Annotated in this window: 24 protein-coding genes and 1 tRNA gene; 14 read left to right on the top strand and 11 right to left on the bottom strand. The window is 51.1% G+C overall.

Annotated elements, in window-relative coordinates:
* Positions 1 to 37 precede the first annotated feature (37 nt).
* Positions 38 to 907: an MBL fold metallo-hydrolase gene (locus HRQ87_RS13505; RefSeq protein WP_174138971.1), complete on the top strand. Its 870-nt coding sequence runs from the start codon at positions 38 to 40 to the stop codon at positions 905 to 907.
* Between the two features lie 72 nt (positions 908 to 979).
* Positions 980 to 1,054 (top strand) — tRNA-Asn (locus tag HRQ87_RS13500).
* An 822-nt stretch (positions 1,055 to 1,876) separates the two neighbouring features.
* On the opposite strand, the gene HRQ87_RS13495 is transcribed toward HRQ87_RS13500, so the two are convergent.
* Entirely contained in the window at positions 1,877 to 4,138 is a 2,262-nt protein-coding gene (locus tag HRQ87_RS13495) for a TRAP transporter permease (protein WP_174138970.1), read from the bottom strand.
* A 115-nt stretch (positions 4,139 to 4,253) separates the two neighbouring features.
* Positions 4,254 to 5,243, bottom strand: coding sequence for a TAXI family TRAP transporter solute-binding subunit (locus tag HRQ87_RS13490; RefSeq protein WP_174139046.1), 990 nt, complete (start codon positions 5,241 to 5,243; stop codon positions 4,254 to 4,256).
* 321 nt (positions 5,244 to 5,564) lie between these two features.
* On the opposite strand from HRQ87_RS13490, the gene HRQ87_RS13485 reads away from it, so the two are divergent.
* Positions 5,565 to 5,984: a hypothetical protein gene (locus tag HRQ87_RS13485; RefSeq protein WP_174138969.1), complete on the top strand. Its 420-nt coding sequence runs from the start codon at positions 5,565 to 5,567 to the stop codon at positions 5,982 to 5,984.
* Positions 5,985 to 6,023: 39 nt separating this feature from the next.
* Here the strand turns inward: HRQ87_RS13485 and HRQ87_RS13480 are convergent, their stop codons facing one another.
* Genes HRQ87_RS13480 through HRQ87_RS13470 form a run of 3 tightly spaced genes read right to left on the bottom strand, consistent with a single transcriptional unit; the run spans position 6,024 to position 9,395 of the window.
* Positions 6,024 to 7,385, bottom strand: coding sequence for a cytochrome P450 (locus HRQ87_RS13480; protein WP_174138968.1), 1,362 nt, complete (start codon positions 7,383 to 7,385; stop codon positions 6,024 to 6,026).
* On the bottom strand, positions 7,382 to 8,584 hold the full coding sequence (locus HRQ87_RS13475; protein WP_174138967.1) for a hypothetical protein: 1,203 nt from the start codon (positions 8,582 to 8,584) through the stop codon (positions 7,382 to 7,384). Before HRQ87_RS13475 ends, HRQ87_RS13480 begins: the two co-directional genes overlap by 4 nt.
* A gap of 58 nt (positions 8,585 to 8,642) precedes the next feature.
* A complete protein-coding gene (locus HRQ87_RS13470; protein ID WP_174138966.1) occupies positions 8,643 to 9,395 on the bottom strand; it encodes a cytochrome c biogenesis CcdA family protein in 753 nt (250 codons plus the stop codon).
* A 94-nt stretch (positions 9,396 to 9,489) separates the two neighbouring features.
* Here HRQ87_RS13470 and HRQ87_RS13465 point away from each other — a divergent pair, with 94 nt between their 5' ends.
* From HRQ87_RS13465 to HRQ87_RS13455, 3 genes are all read left to right on the top strand, one after another.
* On the top strand, positions 9,490 to 9,711 hold the full coding sequence (locus HRQ87_RS13465; protein WP_174138965.1) for a sulfurtransferase TusA family protein: 222 nt from the start codon (positions 9,490 to 9,492) through the stop codon (positions 9,709 to 9,711).
* An 81-nt stretch (positions 9,712 to 9,792) separates the two neighbouring features.
* Positions 9,793 to 10,746, top strand: coding sequence for a lipoyl synthase (lipA, locus tag HRQ87_RS13460; RefSeq protein ID WP_174138964.1), 954 nt, complete (start codon positions 9,793 to 9,795; stop codon positions 10,744 to 10,746).
* Positions 10,747 to 10,872: 126 nt separating this feature from the next.
* Positions 10,873 to 11,952, top strand: a complete 1,080-nt coding sequence (locus HRQ87_RS13455; RefSeq protein WP_174138963.1) for a LysM peptidoglycan-binding domain-containing protein — start codon at positions 10,873 to 10,875, stop codon at positions 11,950 to 11,952.
* Positions 11,953 to 12,200: 248 nt separating this feature from the next.
* Here HRQ87_RS13455 and HRQ87_RS13450 read toward each other — a convergent pair whose 3' ends face one another.
* Positions 12,201 to 12,881 carry a 4Fe-4S cluster-binding domain-containing protein gene (locus tag HRQ87_RS13450; protein WP_174138962.1) on the bottom strand — a complete coding sequence of 227 codons (681 nt, stop codon included), beginning with the start codon at positions 12,879 to 12,881 and terminating at the stop codon, positions 12,201 to 12,203.
* A gap of 178 nt (positions 12,882 to 13,059) precedes the next feature.
* On the opposite strand from HRQ87_RS13450, the gene HRQ87_RS13445 reads away from it, so the two are divergent.
* From HRQ87_RS13445 to tsf, 3 genes are all read left to right on the top strand, one after another.
* Positions 13,060 to 13,977, top strand: coding sequence for a DMT family transporter (locus HRQ87_RS13445; RefSeq protein WP_174138961.1), 918 nt, complete (start codon positions 13,060 to 13,062; stop codon positions 13,975 to 13,977).
* A gap of 479 nt (positions 13,978 to 14,456) precedes the next feature.
* Positions 14,457 to 15,257 (top strand): 30S ribosomal protein S2, encoded by an 801-nt coding sequence (gene rpsB, locus HRQ87_RS13440; protein ID WP_174138960.1) that lies wholly within the window; start codon positions 14,457 to 14,459, stop codon positions 15,255 to 15,257.
* Between the two features lie 74 nt (positions 15,258 to 15,331).
* Positions 15,332 to 16,207: a translation elongation factor Ts gene (gene tsf, locus HRQ87_RS13435; RefSeq protein WP_174138959.1), complete on the top strand. Its 876-nt coding sequence runs from the start codon at positions 15,332 to 15,334 to the stop codon at positions 16,205 to 16,207.
* Between the two features lie 525 nt (positions 16,208 to 16,732).
* Here tsf and HRQ87_RS13430 read toward each other — a convergent pair.
* The gene (locus HRQ87_RS13430) at positions 16,733 to 17,488 is read right to left on the bottom strand and encodes a helix-turn-helix transcriptional regulator (protein ID WP_174138958.1); all 756 of its coding nucleotides are present in this window, start codon (positions 17,486 to 17,488) and stop codon (positions 16,733 to 16,735) included.
* Positions 17,485 to 17,928 carry a type II 3-dehydroquinate dehydratase gene (gene aroQ, locus HRQ87_RS13425; protein ID WP_174138957.1) on the bottom strand — a complete coding sequence of 148 codons (444 nt, stop codon included), beginning with the start codon at positions 17,926 to 17,928 and terminating at the stop codon, positions 17,485 to 17,487. The genes HRQ87_RS13430 and aroQ overlap by 4 nt, the downstream gene beginning before the upstream one ends.
* A gap of 102 nt (positions 17,929 to 18,030) precedes the next feature.
* On the opposite strand from aroQ, the gene HRQ87_RS13420 reads away from it, so the two are divergent.
* Positions 18,031 to 19,197, top strand: a complete 1,167-nt coding sequence (locus HRQ87_RS13420; RefSeq protein WP_174138956.1) for an NAD(P)/FAD-dependent oxidoreductase — start codon at positions 18,031 to 18,033, stop codon at positions 19,195 to 19,197.
* On the opposite strand, the gene HRQ87_RS13415 is transcribed toward HRQ87_RS13420, so the two are convergent.
* Together HRQ87_RS13415 and HRQ87_RS13410 are read right to left on the bottom strand one after the other, a co-directional pair.
* A complete protein-coding gene (locus tag HRQ87_RS13415; RefSeq protein WP_174138955.1) occupies positions 19,194 to 19,616 on the bottom strand; it encodes an MAPEG family protein in 423 nt (140 codons plus the stop codon). The genes HRQ87_RS13420 and HRQ87_RS13415 overlap by 4 nt on opposite strands.
* A gap of 125 nt (positions 19,617 to 19,741) precedes the next feature.
* On the bottom strand, positions 19,742 to 20,851 hold the full coding sequence (locus HRQ87_RS13410; RefSeq protein WP_174138954.1) for a DUF6456 domain-containing protein: 1,110 nt from the start codon (positions 20,849 to 20,851) through the stop codon (positions 19,742 to 19,744).
* A 230-nt stretch (positions 20,852 to 21,081) separates the two neighbouring features.
* Between HRQ87_RS13410 and HRQ87_RS13405 the strand changes: the two genes are divergently transcribed.
* Positions 21,082 to 21,369, top strand: coding sequence for a DUF6477 family protein (locus HRQ87_RS13405; RefSeq protein WP_174138953.1), 288 nt, complete (start codon positions 21,082 to 21,084; stop codon positions 21,367 to 21,369).
* Here HRQ87_RS13405 and HRQ87_RS13400 read toward each other — a convergent pair whose 3' ends face one another.
* A complete protein-coding gene (locus tag HRQ87_RS13400) occupies positions 21,370 to 22,914 on the bottom strand; it encodes a trimethylamine methyltransferase family protein (RefSeq protein ID WP_174138952.1) in 1,545 nt (514 codons plus the stop codon).
* A 147-nt stretch (positions 22,915 to 23,061) separates the two neighbouring features.
* Between HRQ87_RS13400 and guaA the strand changes: the two genes are divergently transcribed.
* From guaA to HRQ87_RS13385, 3 genes are all read left to right on the top strand, one after another.
* Complete coding sequence (guaA, locus tag HRQ87_RS13395; RefSeq protein WP_174138951.1) at positions 23,062 to 24,624, top strand: glutamine-hydrolyzing GMP synthase; 1,563 nt, start codon at positions 23,062 to 23,064, stop codon at positions 24,622 to 24,624.
* Positions 24,621 to 25,259 (top strand): YdcF family protein, encoded by a 639-nt coding sequence (locus HRQ87_RS13390; protein ID WP_174138950.1) that lies wholly within the window; start codon positions 24,621 to 24,623, stop codon positions 25,257 to 25,259. Before guaA ends, HRQ87_RS13390 begins: the two co-directional genes overlap by 4 nt.
* A gap of 261 nt (positions 25,260 to 25,520) precedes the next feature.
* The gene (locus HRQ87_RS13385; RefSeq protein ID WP_174138949.1) at positions 25,521 to 25,958 is read left to right on the top strand and encodes a universal stress protein; all 438 of its coding nucleotides are present in this window, start codon (positions 25,521 to 25,523) and stop codon (positions 25,956 to 25,958) included.
* The last annotated feature ends 3 nt before the right edge of the window (positions 25,959 to 25,961 follow it).

Here is a 25,961-nt window from a genome sequence, read left to right as displayed (position 1 = left end):
CGCACCCTAGCGGCGGCCTTTGAAAGAGGAAAGCGCGATGATGATGCAGCTACAAGATGGCCTTCGGGCAATTCGCGCACCCAATCCATCACCGATGACGTTTAGCGGCACGATGACCTATGTGCTGGGTCAGACCGATTTAACTGTGATTGATCCGGGGCCCGATCTGCCGCAGCATCTTGATGCAATTTTAGACGCGCTTGGCCCTGAGCAACGCATCACTCATATCTTGGTTACACACAGCCACGTCGACCATTCTTCCCTTGCGCCCGCCCTGGCTGCGAAAACCCGTGCGCCAATTATTGCCTTCGGTGACAGTCGCGCTGGCCGCAGCGATATCATGTCTAAGCTGCACAATATTGGGGGTGGCGAAGGAATTCATGATGGTTTTCAGCCCGATATAACAGTGAAGGACGGTGAAATCATTCAAACTGCTGCAGGTGCTATCCAGGCCATCTGGACGCCAGGACACCTTGGCAATCACCTGTGTTTCAAATGGCAAGATGCTATCTTTACAGGCGATCATGTCATGGGTTGGGCCACATCTCTTGTGTCGCCGCCAGACGGCAACCTGACCGATTTCATGACATCTTGCCGAAAACTGCAAACGATACCCACGCAAGTCTTTTATCCTGGTCACGGAGATCCGATTGAAAATCCAATGGCAAGGCTGACTGACTTGATCGCCCACAGACAAGGACGAGAAGACCAAATTAAATCAGCCCTTGGTCATGCCGACGCGACGGCACGTGAACTGGCCCGATCCATCTATACCGAGGTCGCGCCAGCCTTGTTGCCCGCCGCAGAACGCAATGTTCTGGCGCACCTGATTGATCTTTATGAAAGAAATATCGTCACTTGCCAATTACCACTGACCCAAACAAGTAAATTCAAATTGATCAATTAAGTCATAAAAAAATTGTTTTTACAGAATATCCTCTGGACGGCCAAATAGTTGATCGTTATATCCACGTCAGATTCCGGCGTAGCTCAGCGGTAGAGCAGTTGACTGTTAATCAATTGGTCGTAGGTTCGATCCCTACCGCCGGAGCCAAAATTTATCAGCAAAATCAGTGCATTGCGTCATTTCACCAAATGACTGCGGCGCTGATTTTCTGTACCTAGGTACTTATCTCCACCTTCTCAGCCTTTCTTGAATTGTGATCGAATATTAATGGGCACTTTTCACAAATCAACTTTCCACCCCACTTTGAAGGAAGTTCCACCAGAAGGCGGGGATTGGTACATTCTCTTGGAGCCCAACGAAGAGTGTGGAATTGCGTCTGTTGATAGGGGTGACCGACAAGTCGGAATCATGTTGCCCAAGGGCGCAAGTGAAGAGGAAGCGCGGGCCTTACGGAATGCCTTGAGTGTCAAAGGTTTGCGACTTCCTCTGATAGAGTAGCTCAGGCGTCCGACAGCTCATCCATCCGCAGCTCTCGTCCTGTGGAATCCACGAATCGATCAAGGCTCATGTCCCCAGATAGGAAGATGTCAGCCTTGCGCTTGCCCATCACCTCTTCGACGAAACCACGTGGTTGGCGGCGCATGCCCGAACAAAAGCACAACGATACGGTTGGCGATGAACCCATTGCGATAGAACAAAAAAGAACCGCGCCTCAATGAGACGCGGCCCCGGCGCGGTCCATGTCGCGCCTAAGCATTGAGGGTTCGGTGTGGGTCAGAAATGCTTGACATTTGGGGTGATATTTCGTGACGCGGCCTCTTGATAGGATTCAGAAAATCCGTTGCATCGAGTCAAGGGGACGCGACGTTCCACAAAATTTTACGCAAAATTACTCAAATGCAAAGCACCGACATGGTGCTTTGAGAGTTCCCTATTATCGCCGAAACTGATCCCACTGGCGACGCGACATCAGTCAGCGCCGCGCACCTGGATTGTTGCGTCGGGGGCGGGTTTCAGGACCTTTTGCACAAAAAACAGCACAACAGCCGCTCCAAACCCAATCAAGTCAGACACCAGCCCGCCTTCGATCATGAACAGCGCTGCAACGATTAGCCCCACGCGGATGAACCACGCTGAACGGGCGCCCACGAACCAGCCCTGCACGCCCGAGCTAAGCAGGAACACCCCAAAGATCGCCGTGACCGCTGCGCGCAGAATTTCGAATGTGGTGCCATCCATCAGAATAGCCGAATTGTAAAAAAACATGAACGGCACGATGAACGCGGCGATCCCGATCTTGAACGATGCTACAGATGTTTCCATCGGGTTGGCCCCCGATATGCCCGCGGCCGCATAACTGGCCAAGGCCACAGGCGGCGTGATGGCGGACACAACAGCGAAATAGAACACAAAGAAATGCGCGGTCAGCGGCGGGATGCCCAAGTTAACCAATCCCGGTGCCACAACTGATGCGGCCACCGCATAGGCGGCTGTGGTGGGCATGCCCATCCCCAGCAAGATCGCGATGCACATCGCAAATATAAGCGCCAATAGCTGGCTGACCCCGGCCAGGCCCAGCAATAGGCTAGAAAACCGTGCGCCAACCCCGGTCAGGCTGATGACACCCACGATAATGCCCGCACAAGCACATACAGCGATGATCTGGATCGACATCACGCCCGCAATCTCAAACGCTTTGACACTGGATTTAATGCCCATTCGGTAAGGCGTCAGCCAACTAACAACCGCAGCCGAAACCGTGGCCAGTGTACCAGCCCGGATCACCGAATACCCCATGAACAGCGCTGCAATCAGAATGATGATCGGTAAAAACAAAAAGACCCGGCGCGCCATATCGCGGAACTTGGGCAATTCATCTTCGCGCATACCGCGCATACCCAGTTTAGCGGCCTCAAAATCGACCATGAAATAAATCGAAACAAAGTAAAGTATGGCCGGGATGATCGCCGCGATCGCGATTTCCTGATATGGGATACCCGTGATTTCAGCCATGATAAAAGCCCCGGCCCCCATGATCGGCGGCATGATCTGACCACCGGTCGATGCTGCGGCCTCAATAGCGCCTGATGTTTTCTTATGATATCCGACCTTCTTCATCAGTGGAATGGTCAGTGATCCGGTCGCTACCACGTTACCCGCTGACGTACCATTGATCATACCCATCAACCCAGATGCGAAAATCGCCACTTTTGCTGGCCCACCACGCGCACGGCCTGCCATCGCAAAAGCGAAATTGACGAAATAATCGCCCACTTTCGATGCCTGAAGAAACGCTGCAAAGATGATGAACAGAATGATATAGGTCGACGACACTGCCGTTGTTGGCCCCAATATACCCGCATCAGAATAGACATGCCCAAAGAACCGTTGCCATGAATAAGGCCGATCAACGGCCAGAATACCAGGCAAAAGATGCGCGGTGAACGTATAAAGCAGAAATATGCCCGTAATCACCACCAGCGCCAGACCTGCCACACGGCGTGTCAATTCAAGGATTAGAGCAGCCCCCGCTGTCGCCGCAAAAGCCACACCAATCGGCACAAAGGGCGTGCCAACCGAATTGCGCACAGCCGTCGAATAAATCGGGATCAGATACATTGCGACCGCAATGGCGCAAACTGCCAGAATAACATCGCTGACCGCAAATTTATGGCGCTGGCGATGTTCGAACCAGCCCAAGACAATTGCGCCCAAGGTCGCCACCAACAGCGGCAAACCGTACCAGTAAATCTCGTAATTATATAGTGCTGCCCCTTTAAAGGCAGGCCATGTGGTCAGGCCACTCATCACAGGCAATTCGCCGCTATTGATCAGGGTGATGAAATAGATCGTCGTGCCCGCCGCACAAAGGGCCGGGAAAATCAGCAAAGATCCCAGCATCGACAGCATCTTGGTTTCAGCCCGGTCGTCATCGGTGAAACTGCTGGCTGAAAACAGCATGAACCCCAGTGCCAAAGCCCCTGCGATGTGGATGATCCGGAAGTTCCATGTTTCAAGCGGGAATTGCGGCAACAAAGGGATGCGGATGCCAGTCCAAGATTCAATCGACACACCATTCAGTGCGATCATATGAAACCCAGCATAGATCGCCGCAAACGCCGCAATAAAGATATAGGATTTGCCTTCAAAAAGTCGGCGATTGCTTTCAACGGCTTCTTCATCAACCCCTTCGGCAATTACGGGACCTTCATCAGTCAGCTGGCTGGTCATTCATTATACCCTGTCGGTGCGCCGCACGAATGGCGGTCGTCTTATATATTTTTGGCAGTTTGGCCGCGCGCTCCTTTTGAAGCGCGCGGCCAATTTTCAGCAGATCAAGCAAAGCTTACATATCGCCGTGGATCATATCCGCTGCGATTGTGGCACCTGCATTTTCAGTGAACCACTTGGCCGCACCAGGGTGCCATTTCATAACAGTGTTCTTATCCCAGTTTTCAGGCAGGGTTGAACGCGCCGCACGATGGATATTTACCATACGTTCATTGTCCGACATCACCACGTCCACAACCGCTTCGACAAAGCTGGCGGGCAGATCGCAGTTGGCAATCGCGAAGTTCCACATGGACACAGACCGCGCATCCGCTTCAAGCGTTGTGTATGTGTCAGCCGCGATGTTGAACTGGGATACCGGAAAGGCTTCCATGATCTGCATCTGCTCTTCTTCGGTAAACTCGATAATGTTCACATCAGTCTGCACTTCCAGCTGGCTAACGGCTGGTACCGGAACACCGGCGGCAAACGCGATCACGTCCAGAAGACCATCCTGCAACTGACCACCAAGGTCAGACCAACCGCCGTTGCGGCGTTCAAAATCGACGCCCAGTTCTTCCATCATGCGCGGAAAATATGTGTCAGATGTCGACCCAGCAGGGCCAAATCCAATACGCGCGCCCGCAGGAATATCTGCAATCGATGTGATACCGGATGATGACAGGACCGTCACTGAAAACGGTGTCTGATACATCGGGAACATCGCACAGGCGTTGGTCATTTGCAGGCCAGGTGCGATCGGGTTGGTGCCGTTTAGCGATTCCGCCGCAGGGCCCATTGTGGTCATGCCGAATGCCGCGTCGCCTGTGTGAACCAGCGCCATGTTTTGCATTGGCCCGCCCGTGACTTCGCCACCGCCTGAAATCTCAAGCTCTTCTGCTACCAGGTTTGCCCAGCCAGACCCATAGGCGAAATATGTGCCGCCCTGTGATGCTGTGCCGACCGTAAAGCTGGATGGCCAGTCGCTTTTGTCAGCATGCGCGTCCGCGAAAGCTACAGTCGTCGTTAATGCAACCGCAGCCATTACGCCTGCGCATTTTTGCATGGATACCATGAAATTTCTCCCTATTCTGCTTTTCAGCAGATCTGTTTATATCTTATCCTGGGCATTCCCCCAAGTGTCGGAACATATAGAGAGTAAATTGAAATAAGTTCAAGAGCCAAGCAACGATAAATCGCTTCATTTCTTGTTCAAAACATCGAATTTCAAAAATAAAAACTACGTTAACACTAACGTTTTTGAAATAACTGATACTTCCTACCCAAGGGTTGCCATTCAAATAGGGTTGCCATTCAAATACGGTGCATCATCCTTAAAAATATGCTATGCTAGTGAATATTATTTAATACAATTTATGAGGATATTATGCGATTTTTTATATTTGCTCTTTTAGCTATTGGAATTTGGGTTTTTATTAATCAGAACAGTCAGATCAGCACCGAAAATACAATCACACCGGTTGATATATCTGGTCAGACACCAATGGATACATATACTGATATCATTTTTTACGGAACTTACGCCCCTGCTATTTCAGCCGGGTGTACAGCACAGGAAGTTAATGCATACCGCCCTTTGATGAAGTTAACGGTTCAAATGATGGCCACGCTGGATTTGTCTTTGCAAAAGCAACTTATGGAAGAAGCGCTCGCGCTACAGTCGAAAGTCTCACAGCAGTGTCTGAAAACAGCCGAAGCGGTTGGGGCTCAGCTTTCAAGTATCGATCACAACCGCGTCACGTGCTATAATAGTGTATGCTGTTCAGCCTATAGGTGCACCCAATAAAATTGCAGACATTGATCCAAACCAATGCACTCAGAAACATCACTCAGGTAACCGTCTGCGAACCTTCAGGTATATTCCGTCGCGCGACCGCACGGTCAGATGCGCGACAGGCACGGGATCACGCGCCTTTACACGTTCAAATCGGAAATGCTTGACCAGCAGCGCCAGCAACAACACACCTTCGATCATCGCAAACCCCGCCCCCGTACAGACCCGCGGCCCGGCGGAAAACGGGATAAAGGCGCTACGCTGGCACGTCTTGCCGTTCTCGGTCTGCCACCGTGCCGGGTCAAAATCATCGGGCCGGTCCCATAACCGTTCGTGCCGGTGCAGATGCCAGGGCGACAGCACGATCTGTGCACCGGGTGCAACTGTGCGGTCGCGCATCACTTCTGGGCATGTATTTTCCCGCACCATCATCGGCACGGGCGGATACAGTCGCAGCACCTCGCGGAAGACATCGCGCGTCACCGTCAGTTTTGACACGGTCGCGAAATCATTCGTCAGCCCTGCGGCCTCTGTCGCAATACGATCCTGCCAGTCAGGATACAGCGCCATCAGATACAGCGCCCAGGCCAGCGCCGACGCACTGGTTTCATGACCTGCCAAAAAGAAGATCGCCACCTGATCGACCATCTCATCGACCGTGAATGTCTGCCCGGTTTCAGGATCAGCCGTTGTCATGATCTTGGTCGCCAGATCATCAGGTGCCGTGCCCGCCGCAATGGCTGCGCGGCGATCATCGGTCAACTGCCGGATCAATCCACGAATGGCCCGCGCCGTCTGCACCGTCTTGCGCCGAAACAGACGCGGCATCCAGCGTGGTCCCGGCACAAAGGCCGCCAAGTTCAAAATCGGTTGGCTGCGTTGATACTCACGAAACTGCTCAAAAACCTGCGTGGCCAGATGATGTTCAATCGGAATGGAAAACAACGTTCTGAATATCACATCCGCCGCCAGATGGCTGGTTTCCTGTTCCACCTCGACCGGATCGTCCGTCGCCAAGACGCCCATCCGCGCCACGGCTGCCTGCCCCGCATCCCACATCGACGGGAACGTATCGCGCAGACGTCCACCTTCGAACGCAGGGTCAATAATACGGCGCTGACGTTCCCAAACCGCACCGTTGGTAACGAAAACACTGTTGCCCAACAACGGGCGCAACCCGGCGCCGATCCGATCAGATTTCGGAAAATCACCAGGCCGCTCTTGCAACACACGTTTGATCAGGTCGGGCTGGTTCACCAGATAACTACGGAAAAATGGCGTGCGAAATTCGGCCATCCAGGCGCGATACAACCGCGCTGGCTGCGCCGACAGAATATCGTGCCGAAACAACCGAACATAGCGCCACAGGCTGACGTGATCCGCGCGCGCTTGGGGTTTGGGCGGCCGCGTCACGGGGCCACCGATGTGTATTTCGACGCCACGCGTGTGATCTTTGATCGCGACGGCGTGCGCCCCTTGAACCGCTGCGCCAACGTCATCGGCCCAGCTGTGATCTGAAAATAATCATAGGCCCCGGGCCGATCAAAGGCACATAGATACTGAAAATGCAGTGCAAAGAATTTCCACCGCAGTGCCGCCCATGTGTCTGGCTGCAAGGTTTTGGTGAATGCAGCTGACATGATCAGCGGCCATTTCTGCGCATCAGTCGCCGCGCCAGATACCGCCACCGGATCGCACAGCGCAAAGGCGCAGCCATCGCCCGGTGCGGTCACATCGACCCATGTCAGCGCGTCCGATACGCTTAGCTGTTGCAGATCGCGGCGCAATTCACCCGCATCGGGCAGAAACGAAATCATCGGCACCACCTGTCCCAATGTCAGCAACCCCAATGCAGGCCCTGCCCCGCTTTGCCGCCGAATAAGATCGGCTAAAATCGACACCGCCAAATGTGCGCCAGATGAATGACCGACCACCAGAACCTCGTCCACATCGTCGTGCATTGCCTGCGCAATTCGGTCGCGAAACTGATCCATTCGCGCCTGTAATTCAGGCGGCACAGCCCCGCGTGATTGCGCCGAATAGGCATAATCATGCATCAGATAATACGCATAAAGCCGGTTGTCCCATGACCGAAACACCATCAGAACCAGTGGCACAACGATAACTGCCACCCACCCGGCCAATGGATGGAGCATCGCCAAAAGCCGCCCCGCGCCATAGGCCAGAAAAACTGCCATGATCAGCTGTGCCAACAGCATGCCAATCGGATAAAGCGCTGCAATCACCGGACCCTTGCGCAACCATGTCAGCCGCCGCAATGCTCCAGACCCGATATAAATCCAGGCCGTGCGCACCAACTGGACATAGGTCGCCCAAATGCTTTGCGTCATGGACGACCTGACCAAATCGGTCCAGACCAGCACCTGAATATCCGATGTCACGGCCGCCCCGTCGATCACACTGTCCACATGCCAGCCGTAAGGTTTGCCCGCAGCCCCCGCGGTCTGGCTGATCTGATATCCAGAAATCGCCGCCTGTTTGCCGCTTTCCTCGCGGTACAGCTCGCGATAGCGGCGCGGCGGAAACGGATCATAGCCGGGAATATAAAACACCCGCCGCCGTTTGACCGCCTGACCTGATACCTGATGCATTCGCTAACCCTTTGTCGGGTAAGCATAACGCAGATAAATCCTAATATTAAGTGCAGCTTTAGCCGAAGGTCTGTAAAATCGGAAAACGTTCATTCAGCCACAGACTAAAATCAGTGAATTTGCCGGTTACCATCATCAGCCCCACGATTAACAACAGCGCACCCATGGACCGCTCGATCCACTTCATATGCCGCTTGGTCCAGTTCATGACACCTGTCAGGCTTGGCAAAAATGCTGCCACCAATAGAAACGGAATGCCAAGCCCAATGGCATAAACGGCCAGCAATGTGGTGCCGCGGGCCACGTCGGCCTCGGATGCGGCAAGCCCCAGAATGGCACCCAGTTGCGGCCCTATACACGGTGTCCAGCCAAAGGCAAACGCCAACCCCAAAACATAGGCGCCAAAAGCAGATCCGCCCCGGTCGCCCGCATCAATCCGCATGTCCTGATCTAGAAACGGAATGCGATAAACACCGATAAAATGCCCGCCAAAGATCATAATCACCACACCTGCCGCCATGGTCAGCTGTGTCTGATAGGTCAGATAAAGTGTGCCCAAAAGCGATGCCGTGAAGCCCAGCAACAGGAATATCGTCGACAGACCCATCACGAAAAACAATGCTGAAAACAATGCCTTGCGTCGCGCGACGGTGGTTTCGTTCATCTCAGACAACGACGTCCCGCTCATATACGCCAGATAGGGCGGCACGATCGGCAAAACGCAAGGGCTGAGAAACGAAAAAAAGCCTGCGATCAGGGCGATCAGCAGGGCGGTGGCAAAAGAAGCATCGATCAGGGATATCTCAAACATAACAACCCACATAGCGAAGCTTTGCGCGCCCGTCACCCATCTGTGTGCTCACATATGCGTGGACAAACTGTAACAGGACACCTAACTCACGCCTATGACCTATGATGATGACCTTGATGCGTTGGGCCTTCTGTGCCCCCTGCCCGTTCTGAAAATCCGCAAACGCCTGCAATCCATGGCTGCTGATGCCATCCTTCGCGTTCAGGCCGATGACCCCGCCGCCCTGATCGACATCCCGCATTTCTGCATGGAAACCGGGCATCAGTTAATCGAACAAACCGATCACATCTACTTCATCCGCAAAAAATCCGCATAATCCAAATACCAGCCATGCAATAAAGTCGCGGGACATTTCGCAAAACATCCCCTATCTATTTGACAACGAAAGGGCAAAACCATGCGCGATCTCAAAATTCCTGAACAGCGGCACCCCGAAAAGGCCCGTCGCCCGGACAATGCCCAGCCCAAAAAGCCCAACTGGATTCGCGTCAAGGCCCCCACCAGCGACGGCTATAAACAGACCCACGCGATCATGCGCGAACATAAGCTGGTCACCGTGTGTGAAGAAGCGGGCTGCCCGAACGTCGGCGAATGCTGGTCCCAGGGCCACGCCACGATGATGATCATGGGCGAGGTCTGCACCCGCGCCTGCACCTTCTGCAACATCGCCACCGGCAAGCCGCCCGAGGATCTGGACGTTTTTGAGCCCGGCCGCGTCGCCGATGCCGTGAAAAAGCTGGGGCTGAACCATGTCGTGGTCACCTCGGTCGACCGTGACGATATCCAAGACGGCGGGGCCGAACACTTTGCGCAGACCATCCGCGCCATCCGCCGCCAGTCGCCCGGCACGACGATCGAAATCCTGACGCCTGATTTCATCAAATGCGACCCTGCGGTGCTTGATGTGGTCGTGGCCGCCAAACCCGATGTCTTTAACCATAACCTTGAAACCGTACCTGGCCTCTACCCCGAGGTCCGCCCGGGTGCACGGTATTTCCATTCGCTGCGCCTGCTGCAGCGGGTCAAGGAACTGGACCCATCCATGTTCACCAAATCCGGTATCATGGTGGGGCTGGGCGAAGATCGTCAGGCCGTATTGCAAGTCATGGACGACATGCGCGCCGCCAACATCGATTTTCTGACCATCGGCCAATATCTGCAGCCCACCCCCAAACACCACGCCGTCGACCGCTTTGTCACGCCCGACGAATTCGCGGCCTATGAAAAAGCGGCCTATGGCAAGGGCTTCCTGATGGTATCCGCCACCCCCCTGACCAGATCCAGCTATCACGCCGGCGACGACTTCGCACGGCTGCGAGAGGCACGGCTGAAAAAACTGGCACAGGGGTAAATATTTCCGTCGTTGTAAATTTGACAACAAGCCACCATTTGCCAACCTAAAGACAAAGACCAAATATTTTATTGTTACAATTTCAAAGTTTTACTGAACTGACCAAGTTATTCAGAAGGATAAACCATGTTTTTGAACGGCAAACCGTATATTGTGAAAAGAGGCGATACACTTTGGTCCATCGCAAAAAATCATTTCGGATCTGGTTACCAATGGCGAAACATATTTGTTTTCAATAATGGCCCAATAGCACAAAGTCATGGCGCAGTTTGCATCAACGACCCTGACATTTTACGACCCGGCGATTGCATTATGTTGCCACCTAGATCACCACTGACAACAATCACTTCGAATAGTACTGGACAAGACGATTGCGAACCAAAATCACTAAAGCAATACCATCTAGAAAACCCCAATCCGAAGAAAGATGACAAACTTGTCTCGTATTCATTTAATGTAGCTGATTTACCGGTTCAGACTTTCTATGCTCCAGGATTAACAATTACATTTAAGTTAACGGGGACAATTGTTTTAAGCCTTTTCTCAAAAGGCGAACTTTCCTATGCGCACAAAGATGGTTACAGCTATAAACATAAGAAAGATATTTCTGCAGCATTAATGGAACTGACAGGTGTAGCAAGTGTCAATTATGACCCCAAGACCGAACAGGTTACTTTTAAAATAGGCATAGCAAAATATCTGCCTGATGGCATCTTCTTTCGGTCTCTTTATTCTGGTCTAAAAGTCACCAAAGAAGCGATAAGCGCTGAACTAGTTGCAGAGTTTCCGGACTATAACGGCAAGATCAGAGATATCTTTTTTGCAACCGCCGGATTAAAAGCCACGCTCGAAGCCAAGGTTGATCCTAATTATAAGCCAATAGTTGATCCCTATCTTGATCCCCCCAAACCACCTTATGAATTCACACCTTGGCGGCACAATGTACGCGCAACACCATATGACGGCGACGAAAGCCCGGTCATGCAGCAGCGGCGGCGGCGCATCGCAGCAGAACAAGGTGTGATATTTGCTGGCATAACAGTCACTGCTATTGCAATAGCATCTACAGGACCTGTCATCATTGCTGCAGGTGAAGGATCTGCAGTCACATTTAGTCAATGGCTTGCACGATCCGCTGGTGCTGGCGGTGCCAGTTTCAGACCTGCAACCGGAGCTGCAATTCCAATAATGCTATCGCCCGACTAGGGATGTTTTGCAAAATTGGGTGAGCCAGTAATGATATTGAATTCCAAAGTCAGGTATTCCAGCCATCGTTTAGCTGACTTTTAGAGCAGGTTTGTACATAATATTTGGTACAAAACCCGTGTACAAAATATACAAAACTGTGTGCGCATGGGGTCCGGGGCCCCACCTCGCGCAACGGTCGGCGCGTAAAGCTCTTGTGCTGCAGAACACACCACGCGTAAGTTTAAACACTCAACAAATAATTCACCTTATTCAAAATGGGATGTTGGTTGCGTTTGCAGTCGTCCTGCGACGGAAAGTGTTCCCAACGGCGGGCTCACAAGCAGCCTGTGATCCGTGACGAACTCTTGAAACGTAATTCTGTGATCTTCCACCCAGTCACATCTATTACGGGTTTTCTGAAAGCTTGCCTGATCCGGCTCTGTAATTGCAATCATCCACCTCAGATCTTCGGCCTCAAGAACATCCGTAATGTCGCGCAGAATATCTGTCCGAAGGTGATGCATTTTGTCGAAAGAAACTTTGACGATTGCATTCGTTTGCTTAAACGTCTGGATCCAGTCACGTCTTCTGTCATCATTCACAGCCAACCATCGGGCATGAGTTTCAACCCAAACCGTTTCACAAACATCCGCCGAAACACGTATCAGATCAGCCAATAAAGGATGCCGTGATGGCTCTCCTCCACGAAGTGACAGGCTTCGTGGCGTGGGATTAAGATTAGATAGCGCCTTAGCTAACGCGGCGGGCTGCATGAACATATCAGGATGTTGCGCCAACGTGATTTCAGGCTTTTCCGTTGTGCGAAGCGTCGGCGAATAGCATCCCGGGCAGTTCAAATCGCAAACACTTGTAATTTCAACAATCAATTCAGGATCAAAACAAAAAACTTCAGTCTTCCGTATATCATTTTTGGCTTTATCCAGCATGAGGCCCCCGCGGTTTGAATTTAGCGTTACAGATCTGCCCAACTTGTCATCTTAATATCACTCGAATATCACTTAATGTACTTGATAAATTTTGTTTTAGAAAAGACATGGGCGCACAATCCACGACTAGCCAGAGCGGTACGAATGTCAAATAAAAACACCTAATTACGGAGAAAAGATGCCCACGCCGACCGAAAAGATCAAGCTTGTGAACTATCGGCATATTATTCCAGCAATAGGTGTTTCAGTTCTGTCTTGGGCTGCGGCCTTTCCTGGCATCCGATTTGCCCTGAACGAATTAGAGCCGATCCCGCTTGCCAACATTCGTTTTTTAATCGCGGGTCTTGTTGCGACCGCATGGCTTGTTTGGACACGTCCAAACATACCGCGTCTGACCGATGCTGGCATTTTTCTTATCTGTGGCGCGTTGGGAATTGCTGCATATAATATTTTTCTTAACCTCGGACAAGTCACGGTCAGTCCAGGCGCTGCAAGCTTTATCGTCAATATGTTGCCTATAATCGCATCAATCATTGGGTTTTTCGCATTGGGCGAACGGCTTCCGCTTCGGTCATGGATCGGCAGCCTGATTTCATTTTTTGGTATGGCCCTTATTGCGCAGGCGCAACCGGGTGGTTTGGCATTCGGCTCTGGGGCGATGCTTGTTTTTATAGCTGCCTGCTGTGCAGCAATACTATTCGTTCTACAACGTCCGCTTGTCGCACGTTACGGGGCTGTGACATGTACAGCCTATACAGTCTTGGCTGGACTTATATTTTTGCTGCCATGGTCCGGCGAAGGCATCCAGCAAATCGGTAATGCCTCATTCAAGACAACAGTCATCGTCGTTTTCCTTGGTATATTTCCATCCGCACTGGCGTATGCATCCTGGGCTTATTCCATCGGACAAATTGGACCTGGGCGTACCGTCAACAGCCTATATCTTGTCCCACCGATATCGCTTACTCTAAGTTTCATTCTATTGCGTGATATTCCATCTTTTCAGACGATTATCGGTGGTTCAATCGCAATTTTCGGTGTCTATATTTTCCATAGCACAAACAAAATCATGCGTCGTGCGAAGACTGAAGAATAAGCATGCCAAGACAATTCGCTTTATGTTACCCAATCACTTTCTTTCGGCTTCAGCGACGAAGTGCATGTAAGCTCAAAACTAAAATCAACACATCCTAAATCTTCGTTGACAGTCCCACACCTCTTACCAAGGTCTGCCCCTATCGCACGGATTGACAGATCAAAATCCATCTATTTTTCTATGGAAATCAAAGTTTTGTACAAAACTTTATGTACAAAACCCGTGTACAAATTATACAAAACTTACCGCGCTTGGGGCCCCGGGGCCCCACCTTGCGCAACGCGCGCAGTGTTAAGATCTTGCGGCATGACTTTCGGCGCGGGCAGAAAAGCCCTTGTACCATTGAAAAACCTTCGCTATATGGCAGCTTCAATTCACAGGTGGGGTTGGGTTTATTTGGGGAAAAATCCCTTTTAAATCCGCCGGTTGGATGAAAATCCTGATGCCCCGCCGAGGCACAAACCGGAAAGGATACGGACATGGCCGTCGATTTTACCATGCGTCAGCTTCTTGAAGCAGGCGTTCACTTCGGGCACCAGACCCAACGCTGGAATCCCCGCATGCAAGAGTTCATCTACGGCTCACGCAATGGCATCCACATTATGGATTTGACACAGACCGTTCCAATGCTGGACGCGGCTTTGCATGTCATTCAGGAAACCGTCGCCAAGAATGGCCGCATTCTGTTTGTTGGCACCAAGCGTCAGGCGCAGCGCCCGATTGCGGAAGCCGCTGAAAAATGCGCGCAGTATTACATGAACCACCGCTGGCTGGGCGGTACGCTGACGAACTGGAAAACGGTTTCTCAGTCAATCAATCGTTTGCGCGAAATTGACGAAAAAATGGAAACCGGTGCAGAAGGTCTGACCAAGAAAGAACGTCTTGGTATGGAACGTGAGCAGGCTAAATTGCAGGCGTCCCTTGGTGGGATCCGCGAAATGGGCGGTGTTCCTGATCTGTTATTCGTTGTTGATGTGAACAAAGAAGATCTGGCCATTGCCGAAGCGAAAAAGCTTGGCATTCCCGTGGTTGCGATTGTTGACACGAACTGTTCGCCTGATGGTGTGGATTACATTATCCCCGGCAATGACGACGCAGCCCGTGCGATCAGCCTGTATTGTGACTTGGCCGCACGCGCCGCCCTTGAAGGGATGAGCACACAGTTAGGTGCCGCAGGTATCGATCTGGGTGAAATGGTTGATGCCCCTGTTGAAGAAGCTGTTGCAGAAGACGCGGCGGCCGAAGAGGCACCCGCTGCGGAAGCACCTGCTGAAAGCTGAAGCTTTACAAAATTGACATTGGTTGCGGGTTAATCCCGCAACTTATCTTCATGATAAACCAAGGAGATCCCAAAATGGCGATCACAGCTGCATTGGTGAAAGAACTGCGTGATTCAACTGGCGCAGGTATGATGGATGCGAAAAAGGCGTTAACCGAAAGCAATGGCGATATGGAAGCCGCTGTAGACTGGCTGCGCACAAAAGGGTTGGCCAAAGCTGCCAAGAAATCAGGCCGTACAGCGGCCGAAGGTCTGGTTGCGGTCAAAGTTGATGGCGGCAAAGGCGTTGCGGTTGAGGTAAACTCTGAAACCGATTTTGTTGCGAAGAACGCTGATTTTCAGGGCATGGTTTCCGACATCGCAGATGCGGCAATGACTGTATCAGATATCGATGCGTTGAAAGCTGCTGAAATTGGCGGAAAAACCGTAGAGGCAACGATCACAGACAAGATCGCTACAATCGGTGAAAACATGTCTGTGCGTCGTATGTCGACTTTGGAAGGCGGTAGCGTTGTGTCTTATGTACACAACCCTGCTGTTGCCGGTATGGGCAAGATTGGCGTTCTGGTTGCGATGAATGGCGATAACGAAGCGTTTGGCCGCCAAGTCGCGATGCATATTGCTGCGATCAATCCAGCATCGTTAAGTGCTGAAGATCTGGATCCGGCACTTGTTGATCGTGAAAAACAGGTTTTGACTGAACAAGCTCGCGAAAGCGGCAAGCCAGAACAGGTTATTGAGAAAATGATCGAAGGCCGGATGAAAAAATTCCTGTCCGAAGTGACTTTGCTGGGGCAGGATTTCGTGGTGAACCCTGATTTGACTGTAGCTGCAGCTGCAAAAGAGGCAGGAGTGGAACTGACAGGCTATGTGCGTCTGGAAGTCGGCGAAGGCATCGAGAAAGTCGAAGAGGATTTTGCAGCAGAAGTTGCGAAAGTCGGAAAAGCATAAAAAGACAGCTGATTCTTTTTAGTAAGACAAAAATAAACCCCAGAGTTTCCTCTGGGGTTTTTCGTTTTAAAAAGGCTTTGATTTGAAAGTCTTGGGGTCTTTCAAAGTCCTCTTTTAAAACGATGTCGTCGGGCGCTGACGACACCGTAACCTTTGCGCCCATCTTGGGGATGAGAACAGACGCAACGGGTTGCTGACATACGGATAAAATATACCGCCGCAGTCAGCCACCGGTTTAACCGGGTGGGCCGCATTGCCCTGAAATCTCAGGGGGTACGGCCCCGTTCCTAAGGCTTAGCCTCCACTCACGGAACATATGTAGAATGCAAATTTACGTCGCGTTAAGGAAGTGCGGAATTCCTTACCTTTTGACGAAAAAAAGGGGAATTTTACGGTTTTTTTACCCTTTTTTACAGGCTATTTACCCATATTTACTTTTATTTTCAATACTTTACCCAAAAATTCGCGCTGCAAACATGGCATTTAAAAAAAATTATACGATTATAAAAAAAGCTTTAGCGCACTTCAGGCTTCCAAAATGAAAATCTGATTTTGCATGTTGGCTTTCAAAACGGCCTGCGCTGTCGTTTCAACATCCAGCGCTTCACGCGCAAGGCGCAAGTGTTTTTCAATCGTCGCCGCAGTCAATCCCATGATTTCAGCGATATCCTGAGTGGTCTTTCCATCGCCCACCCATTCCAATGCTTCGCGCTGGCGCTTTGTCAAAGTGCGTCGCACACCGAAGTATGGCATGTTGATAATTTTCAAATGTGCCACATTATTCATGATGACAATATCACGGCCATGTTTGCTCCAGACAGCATCAATATCGTCTTGTGTCATACCTTGTTTTGCAGTCAGCGCGATGGCCCCCTTGGACCGGATAGACACCGACTGAAAACTGACTGAATACCCGACTGTGACTCCCATTTCCTGATTGAACTCAAATACCCGCTTTTCACTTGGTGTCAGCACATTTGACTGAAACATCTGGCCGATCAAACTCCAGCTGCAAGCCCCTTCGTTTTCACGCGCCCACCGCATCATGGGGGCATGGAAATAATGCCCTTCGTTGACGAACCGGTCCACGTATTCTGATTTATGGTTGGTCAGAACAAGCAGATCTTCCGGATCCCCCAAGGAACTAGGCGTCAAAAAACGGGTGTAACCATACATAATACGATCAAACCCGTATTCCGCCATTTTTTCAGTGTGCAAAGCCCAGATTTCTTCGATTGCCGAGGCTTCAGTCACAGCTTCCAAATAGTCGCGGTCCATCATGTATTTTGCTCCAGGTATGATAACAGTGCATCTATGGCCAAGGAATATCCATATGCGCCAAATCCACAGATCTGACCAATAGCAACCGGTGCAATATAAGATGTTTTTCTGAATTCTTCGCGGGCATGAATATTGGATAAATGCAGTTCAATCACTGGTACATTGACAGATGCGATGGCATCCATCAGGGCAATCGATGTATGCGTATAAGCCCCTGCATTCAGAATAATACCTGCATGCGACGCAGACGCCTTGTGGATTCGATCAATCAGCGCGCCTTCGTCATTACTTTGCAAAAACTCAAGCCCGATCTTAAGATCATGCGCCTTGGTTTCACATTGCGCCTTAATATTATCTAACGTGACGGTGCCGTAGACATCAGGTTGGCGTAAGCCAAGCAGATTCAGGTTTGGACCGTTCAGGACCAAGATCGATTTCATCTGATTTTTCCCCATTTCTATTAGGGGTTTAAAATAGGACGTAGGACGTGTCTATCTTTTGATACCGATATTCGACGACATAACGCAGATAAGTGCTTAAGAATGATAAAATACGACGTTTTGATTATTGGCGGGGCGATCACGGGCAGTTCTGTCGCCTATTGGCTGTCGCGTCTTGATCCCAATTTACGTATTTTGGTGGTTGAAAAAGATCTTCAGTATCGGTTCGCATCGACCGCATTGTCGGTGGCCTCAATTCGTCAACAATTCACAACAAGGGTGAATGTTCAGATTTCCCAATTCGGAGTTGCATTCCTGAAAGATATTCAGACTTATCTTGGCTGTGATCCTATTCCAGTTACGGAAAACGGATATCTGTTTCTTACTTCAACCCGGTCTGGTGCCAGCACACTTAGACAGGTGGCGGATATACAGAATGATCTGGGTGCCGAAACAGCGCTTTTGTCACCCAGAGATCTGTCCGCGCGTTTTCCTTGGATGACCTTTGATGACATCACACTTGGGTCATTAGGTCTGCGGGATGAAGGTTGGTTTGATAACATGAGCCTTCTTGGCGCGTTCAAAATGGCGGCCAAGCATCAAGGGGTGGTAACTGTTCAAGATACCGTCTGCGGGTTGTACCATAAACAGGGGCGCATCACCGAAGTGACCCTGCAGCATGCAGGCGTCGTACAAGCCGGGGCGTTCGTGAATGCAGCAGGCACGAGTGCCGCCAGTATTTTACAGATGCTGGGTGACACACTGCCCGTTGAACCACGCAAGCGCACTGTTTTCCTGATTGATGCCCCCAAGGCACGTTATCCGAACGCCCCGTTGATGATTGATCCCCAAGGATACTATCTTCGGCCTGAACATGATCGCTGGCTATGTGCGGTCATTCCAAAGGATGATCAGGCAACGCATCCAGATGATTTTGAACCAGAGCATCAGCAGTTTGAAGGCGATATTTGGCCCGCCCTTTACGCCCGATCATCCGCGTTTGAGCAGGCAAAAGTGGTTGGGCTTTGGGCGGGGCACTATGCCTATAACACACTGGATCAGAACGCGATTGTTGGCCAGCACCCCCATTGGTTAAACCTGTATCTGGCCAATGGCTTCAGCGGGCACGGCCTGCAACAAGCCCCCGCAATTGGGCGCGGTCTGGCAGAACTGATCTGCCATGGCACATTTCGCAGTCTTGATCTGTCAGACCTTGATGTTGAAAGGGTGTTGTCAGAAACGCCATTTCCGGAAATTGCGATTGTCTAGACCGGCACTGTAAAAGCCAAACCATAGATCGCGTGTGCAATCAAACCCAACGCCAACAGAACCAAAACCAGCATTGTCAGCATCGTCCCGACTGTACGCTGCCACCCCGGTGCATCTTGTTTTACAAAATGCATCCCGTGCAAGATGCGGCCAACTGTCAATGCCACGCCTAAAACGTGAATGGCCCATGCAGGCGCCCCAAGTGCAGCCATCGCAAGCATTCCCAATAATGCAAGCGGGACCAGTTCAACAAAGTTTGCCTGCCCTCGCATGGCGCGGATCAGATGCGGGTTGCCACCGTCACCAATAGATATTTTTTGTTGCCCACGCACCTTGCCGACATTCATCGCAAGCCAAAGCAGGATCAGAATGCTCAGTCCAAGATAGATTGAAAAAGCGTAATATTGTTCCAACATCATAAAGTCAGCCCCATGAGTTATTATGCCGCTGTGGAACGCTATGATGATTATCAGGCGATAACAATGCCGATCAAACGGTTTGCGCCGCCCCCGATAGGACGGCGCATTATTCTGTGGATGTCTTATTAACCGATCATCGGGCCGTAAGGACCATACCGTTCTTCGTAATGACGTTTGAGCCGCTGAAGCGCGATCCGCAGGACGATCTTGCCAGAACGGGCTGACCACCCCATGCGTTTTTCGGCAGTTTCCATACCCTCCAAAAAGCAGCAGCAGCGCAGAACAACATCGCCCAAACCCGGCCCCAAATCGCTAAGCGCTTCGGCGACACGATCACGGGCATCAGCAGGGCCATTGCCAAAACCACTGTCAGGATTAAAGCCGCCGCGATCACCACCGGTCAGAAATTTATCCCAGTTCTGCGCAACCCGTGGCCCCATTTGCGCCAGTTCAAAATCTTCGCGCAAACGTTCGCCTGCGGCAACTAGATCCTCGGATAAGAAAGGTTCGCCATTTTTGTCTTTACGACGCGCCAATCCCGCCAGTGGCGATTCTGCAAGATTGTAACGCACCCGCTCTGACTGGCCGGAAACAGACTTTTCGCCCCATTCACGGTGCTGGTTGGCATATTGGCTGTCGGCATCGTCATCATCTGCCGGAGCAGTTTCCAGCAGACGTTTCAGGGCAGCCCGACCAACGCTGGTAATTTCATATCGTGAAATACGGCCTGATTTATTGCAACTGATCCATTCTTTAAGTGCCATCGCTTGTGCAATTGAACGGTCCACGACGGCTGTTCGTGTACTGGATCCATCTGCGGCTGTGCGCATTACGACAGCTTTTTCCATATCGGCAGCAACGGCCAGAACGGCACCCGTTTCACACAGACGGCGCAGAATACGGCGGCCTTCGCGACTAATGGTTTCATCGTCAGTTTTAAGGTCAGAAGGGCTAAATTGAGCAGTCATCGTTACTTGATCCTTATCATCCCGAGGCGTTTTACCCCTGAAATGCGCTGCGCCAAGATTGCGCAGAGCTTCATCGATAAGCGGATCGTCACGACGGTTTTCGAACCGACGTACTTGTCTGAGAACAGTCGAGGCATGACACCCCGCGCCGCGCGCCAAAGCACGAATAGAGCGACCGGTCTCAGTATGGATCAGGTAATGCTGCGCCGCCTCAGGAACCCAATTGGGCAAAGCATTTTGACCGCATGGGCCAACCAATTGAAGCATTTTATCCTCCGAGGAACTTTTCATAAGGCTTATTTTTCAGCCCTAAAAAATTTTCCACAACCTAAGAGTGCGTTTCTTACCAGATCGTTAAAATCCGCTACGAGGCGATAATGGTTCGTAAATAATAACCAAAGTTAACAGGTGCGTACGGTGACTCTGGCTTTGCGCAACACACGAAAAAGTTGTGCAATTTTCCCCGCTGCAATTAACACAAATTCAGGAATAGACCTATGACAGACTTACTGACACTGCTTGAAACACTGCGCCGCCCCAGCTTGCTAATTACAGCAGCCCAACACGGCGTAAGTTATTATATTCGTGAAAAAACCTTGGGGCGTCTGTTGAAATCGGACACCCGCATATCACATGGCGCGGCCATCGCAAAACTTATGGCGATTGAGGCTGATATGAACGCGCGTCGCAAAGACAAGAATGCAGCCTATAGCTGCGTATGCCACGTTGAAGTGCTGATCGCGATGCTTGCCGAAGCCAATTTTTTGCGCGCAAACTGTCGTTAATCAGCCAATCGCATCTGGTTGCGACGCTTTCTTCTTCGTCACATATTCTTCCAACGCTTGCGTGATTGCAGGATCAAGCATCGGTTGTTGATAGTCGTTCAGTAACTTAGCGACACGGTTTGCGGCAAGGGCGACAGTATCCTGTGCGCCCTCTTCCTCCCATGTTTCAAATGGCTTGTAATCAAGAAGTTCAGTGCGCCAAAACGCGTCTTTGAAATTGGCCTGCGTATGCGCGCAACCCAGATAATGCCCCCCGGGACCCACCTCGCGAATGGCATCCATCGCTTGGGCGTTTTCATCAGCACGTACCCCTGCGGCCATTTTATGCAACGTGCCAAGCTGATCCGCGTCCATCACGAATTTCTCAGGGCTGGCGACCAGACCGCCTTCCAACCAGCCACAACTGTGCAGCATGAAATTCACGCCCCCCATCAGTGCCGCATTCAGCGTATTTGCACTTTCATAAGCGGCTTGCGCGTCGGGCAGTTTTGACCCGCAAAGCCCGCCACCGGATCGAAACGGCAGCCCCATCCTACGCGCCAATTGACCAGCGCCATATAAAATCTGGCTTGCCTCAGGCGTACCAAAGGTCGGGGCACCTGAATTCATATCAATCGATGTCACGAAGGTGCCAAAAATCACAGGCGCACCGGGGCGGATCAGCTGGCTGTACGCAATACCTGCCATGACCTCGGCCAACACTTGCGTCAAAGTTCCGATCACACTGACGGGGGCCATAGCACCACCAACAATAAAGGGCGATACGATGCAGGCCTGACCAGCTTTTGCATAGACTTCAAGCGCACCCATCATTGTGGCATCAAATGTCAACGGAGAGTTGATGTTGATCAGCGATGTCATGACCGTGTTATTTTGCACAAAATCTGCGCCAAACAGAATTTCACACATCTCAACGCTGTCTTGTGCGCGGGTGGGGTCGGTCACAGACCCCATAAACGGTTTATCACTTAACGTCATATGCGCAAACAGCATATCCAGATGGCGCTTGTTTACGGCCACATCTGTGGGTTCGCACACTGTTCCACCGGAATGATGCAGCCATTTGGACATATATCCCAGCTTCACGAATTTGCGGAAATCATCCATCGTGGCATAGCGGCGGCCACCGTTCACATCGCGCACAAACGGCGGGCCATAAACAGGGGCCGTGACTAAATTTTTACCGCCAATCACAACACCACGGTCCGGATTTCGCGCATGCTGCTTATATTGCGATGGGGCTGTTTCACATAACTTGCGCGCCAAACCTTTGGGCAGACGGACACGTTCACCGCTCATATCTGCGCCTGCCTCTTTCCACACATTCAAAGCATCAGGATTGTCAGTAAAAGCAACTCCGATTTCTTCTAGAATAATTTCGGCATTCGCCTCGATAATTTGCAGGGCTTCTTCGTCCAGAAGTTCAGTCAGAGGGATGTTGCGTTCAATATACTTCGCAACCTCGAAACTCACACTAGTGCGCTCTGCACGCCTTGCAGCACCGCCGCCGCCACGTGTTCGTCTGCGTGCGCTTGTGTCCGACATAGTGATCCCTCCGAAAGTCTTTGGCATACATTAACGGCGGAATTAGGTTTCACATAAGCAAATTGCGCCCTTTCCGACTGGAAAGCGACATTCATTTCAGTAACCTTACCTCTTGCACAAAAACGGCGAAGCCCATACGAGGCTGATATGACCGAGATATCCCATGACCGCCTTCTGATTATCGACTTTGGCAGCCAGGTGACGCAGTTGATTGCACGCCGATTGCGCGAGTTGAATGTCTATTGTGAAATCCATCCCTATCAGAATGTAACGGATGATTTTCTAAGCGAATTCGCCCCCAAAGCAGTGATTTTTTCGGGAGGCCCGGCCAGTGTGTTCGACGATGGCGCACCGCAGCCGCCTGCCCATGTTTTCGATCTGAGTGTGCCGATCCTGGGCATTTGTTATGGTCAGCAGGTGATGATGCATATGTTGGGCGGCAAAGTCGAACGCGGCCACGGCACAGCTGAATTTGGACGGGCCTATGTAACCCCCGGCGACGACCGTATCGATTTGCTGAACGGTTGGTTTCTGGAAGATCGCGAACAGGTCTGGATGTCACATGGAGATCATGTCAGCCAGATCGCACCCGGCTTTCAGGTCTACGGGACATCACCTAATGCGCCCTTTGCCATCACCGCCGATCTGTCACGCAATTTCTTTGCTGTACAATTCCACCCCGAGGTTCACCATACCCCGAACGGCAAAACACTGTATGAAAATTTTGTGCGATTGGCTGGATTTACCGGTGATTGGACGATGGGGGCATACAGAGAAGAAGCCATTCGGAAAATCCGCGAACAAGTCGGCGATAAAAAGGTCATCTGTGCATTGTCAGGTGGCGTCGACAGTTCTGTCGCGGCTGTTTTGCTTCACGAAGCCATTGGTGATCAGCTAACTTGCGTTTTCGTCGATCACGGTTTCTTACGTATGAACGAGGCGGCCGAGGTCGTCACCATGTTTCGCGAACATTACAATCTGCCACTGATCCACGCCGATGAAAGCGATCTGTTTCTGGGCCAACTTGAAGGCGTGTCAGACCCCGAAACCAAACGTAAAATCATCGGCAAGCTTTTCATCGACGTCTTTCAGAAATATGCCAACGACATAGAAGGTGCTGAATTTCTGGCTCAAGGGACCCTTTACCCGGACGTCATTGAATCGGTTAGCTTTTCCGGCGGACCTTCGGTAACCATCAAGTCGCACCACAATGTTGGCGGCTTGCCCGAAAAAATGGGTCTGAAACTGGTGGAACCGCTGCGCGAGCTGTTTAAGGATGAAGTGCGCGCTTTGGGGCATGAACTTGGTCTGCCTGCCAGTTTCATTGGTCGGCATCCTTTTCCGGGTCCAGGTTTGGCCATTCGCTGTCCTGGTGAAATTACGAGTGAAAAACTAGATATCCTGCGCAAGGCAGATGCGGTTTATATCGATCAGATCCGCAAACACGGGCTTTATGACGAAATCTGGCAAGCCTTTGTCGCCATTCTTCCAGTACGGACCGTCGGTGTCATGGGCGATTACCGCACTTATGATTATGCCTGTGCTTTGCGAGCTGTCACATCGGTTGATGGTATGACTGCAGATTATTATCCGTTCACCCACGAATTTTTGGGTGAAACTGCCACACGGATCATAAACGAAGTCGGTGGCATCAACCGCGTGACGTATGATATCACCTCAAAACCCCCCGGCACGATTGAGTGGGAATGATCCGACGTATTAAACGCTTGATCCTTTGGTGCGCGATTATCTTCACTAGCACCTGCATTTTCATTTGGATTTTTGCGCATTTACAAGCTGCTTTTGAACCTGATCCTTTTGCAACAGCAGATGTTATCGTCGTTCTTGGCGCAGGGATGAGTGCGGACGGAACGTTGCACAGCTCGACCAAGGGGCGAATTGAAAAGGCTGTTCAGCTTTATCAGACAGGTGTGGCCCCGAAGATGCATATGACAGGTGGCCGTGCTGTTCCCGATGGCCCCAGTGCTGGGGATCAGATGGCAGATTACGCAATTCAGTTAGGGGTACCCAGATATGCGATTACGGCAGAAGACGCATCGCTTTCAACATTGCAAAACGCTTTATTCTCAGCCCCCTATCTGATGTCAGCTGATCGCTTGATCCTTGTGACCGAAGGGTTTCACTTACCGCGCGCCTATCTGTCTTTTGCATGGGCCACTGATGCCGATATCGCACTGGCCCATTCATCAAAATTCAGAACAGGATCGTCTGTTAAACTGATCATCCGGGAAGCCGCTGCGTGGTGGTTTAACTTGGGTCGGTTGGGTTTGTGGTACATCGCTGGCGTAACAACGCCAGAAAACCGGGACACTATTTTACAGTAAGAATTTGTGATCGTCGTCTTTCGACGCAATTTTAGTGATCAATTTACATTAAAAACCAGGCTAATATTCGTATTAATGTTCAGCATGTGCGCAATTTTTGTGCAAATAATGCCCTGTGATCGAAATATTAATCCCAAATACAATCCAAAATGGTTAACATAAATCCACGCAGAGCACAGAACGGCCGTGATGCGCAATGTACTGGCGGTCTGTGCCATCTGAATGCTTTCGGGTGTTCTGACAGGGAAGAAAGGAAAACGAATGACCACAACGTTGGTAATTGGCCTTGATGGCCAAGGGTCGGGGGACCGTGCACTTGCTTTCGCAAAAGACTTGGCAATCAGGATCGGGGATTGTGAACTTTTAGTTGTCTATGTAATCGAATGGTCGCCATTTTCATTTCAGACCGCTGAAGAAAATGCACTACGTCACAAAAGACGAGAGGCCGAGATCACGACAGCGCATGAACGTGTCGTTGATCCAGCTGTTGAAACCTTGACCAGCGCCGGCCTAACCGCCCGCGGCAAGGTTAGGCATGGTGATGTTGCAGATACATTGAACCGGATTTGCGAAGAAGAAAAAGGGCAGCAAATCATCGTATGCCGTGCGTCCGAAGGTGGATTTGCAAAACGTATCTTTGGAAGTTCAACTGCGAACCTAGTCATGAGTGCAACCGTGCCTGTCACGGTCATCGCCTAAGGA

This window comes from Parasulfitobacter algicola (assembly GCF_013315265.1).
Lineage (GTDB): Bacteria > Pseudomonadota > Alphaproteobacteria > Rhodobacterales > Rhodobacteraceae > Parasulfitobacter > Parasulfitobacter algicola.
This window is presented reverse-complemented; position numbering and strand designations above follow the sequence as displayed.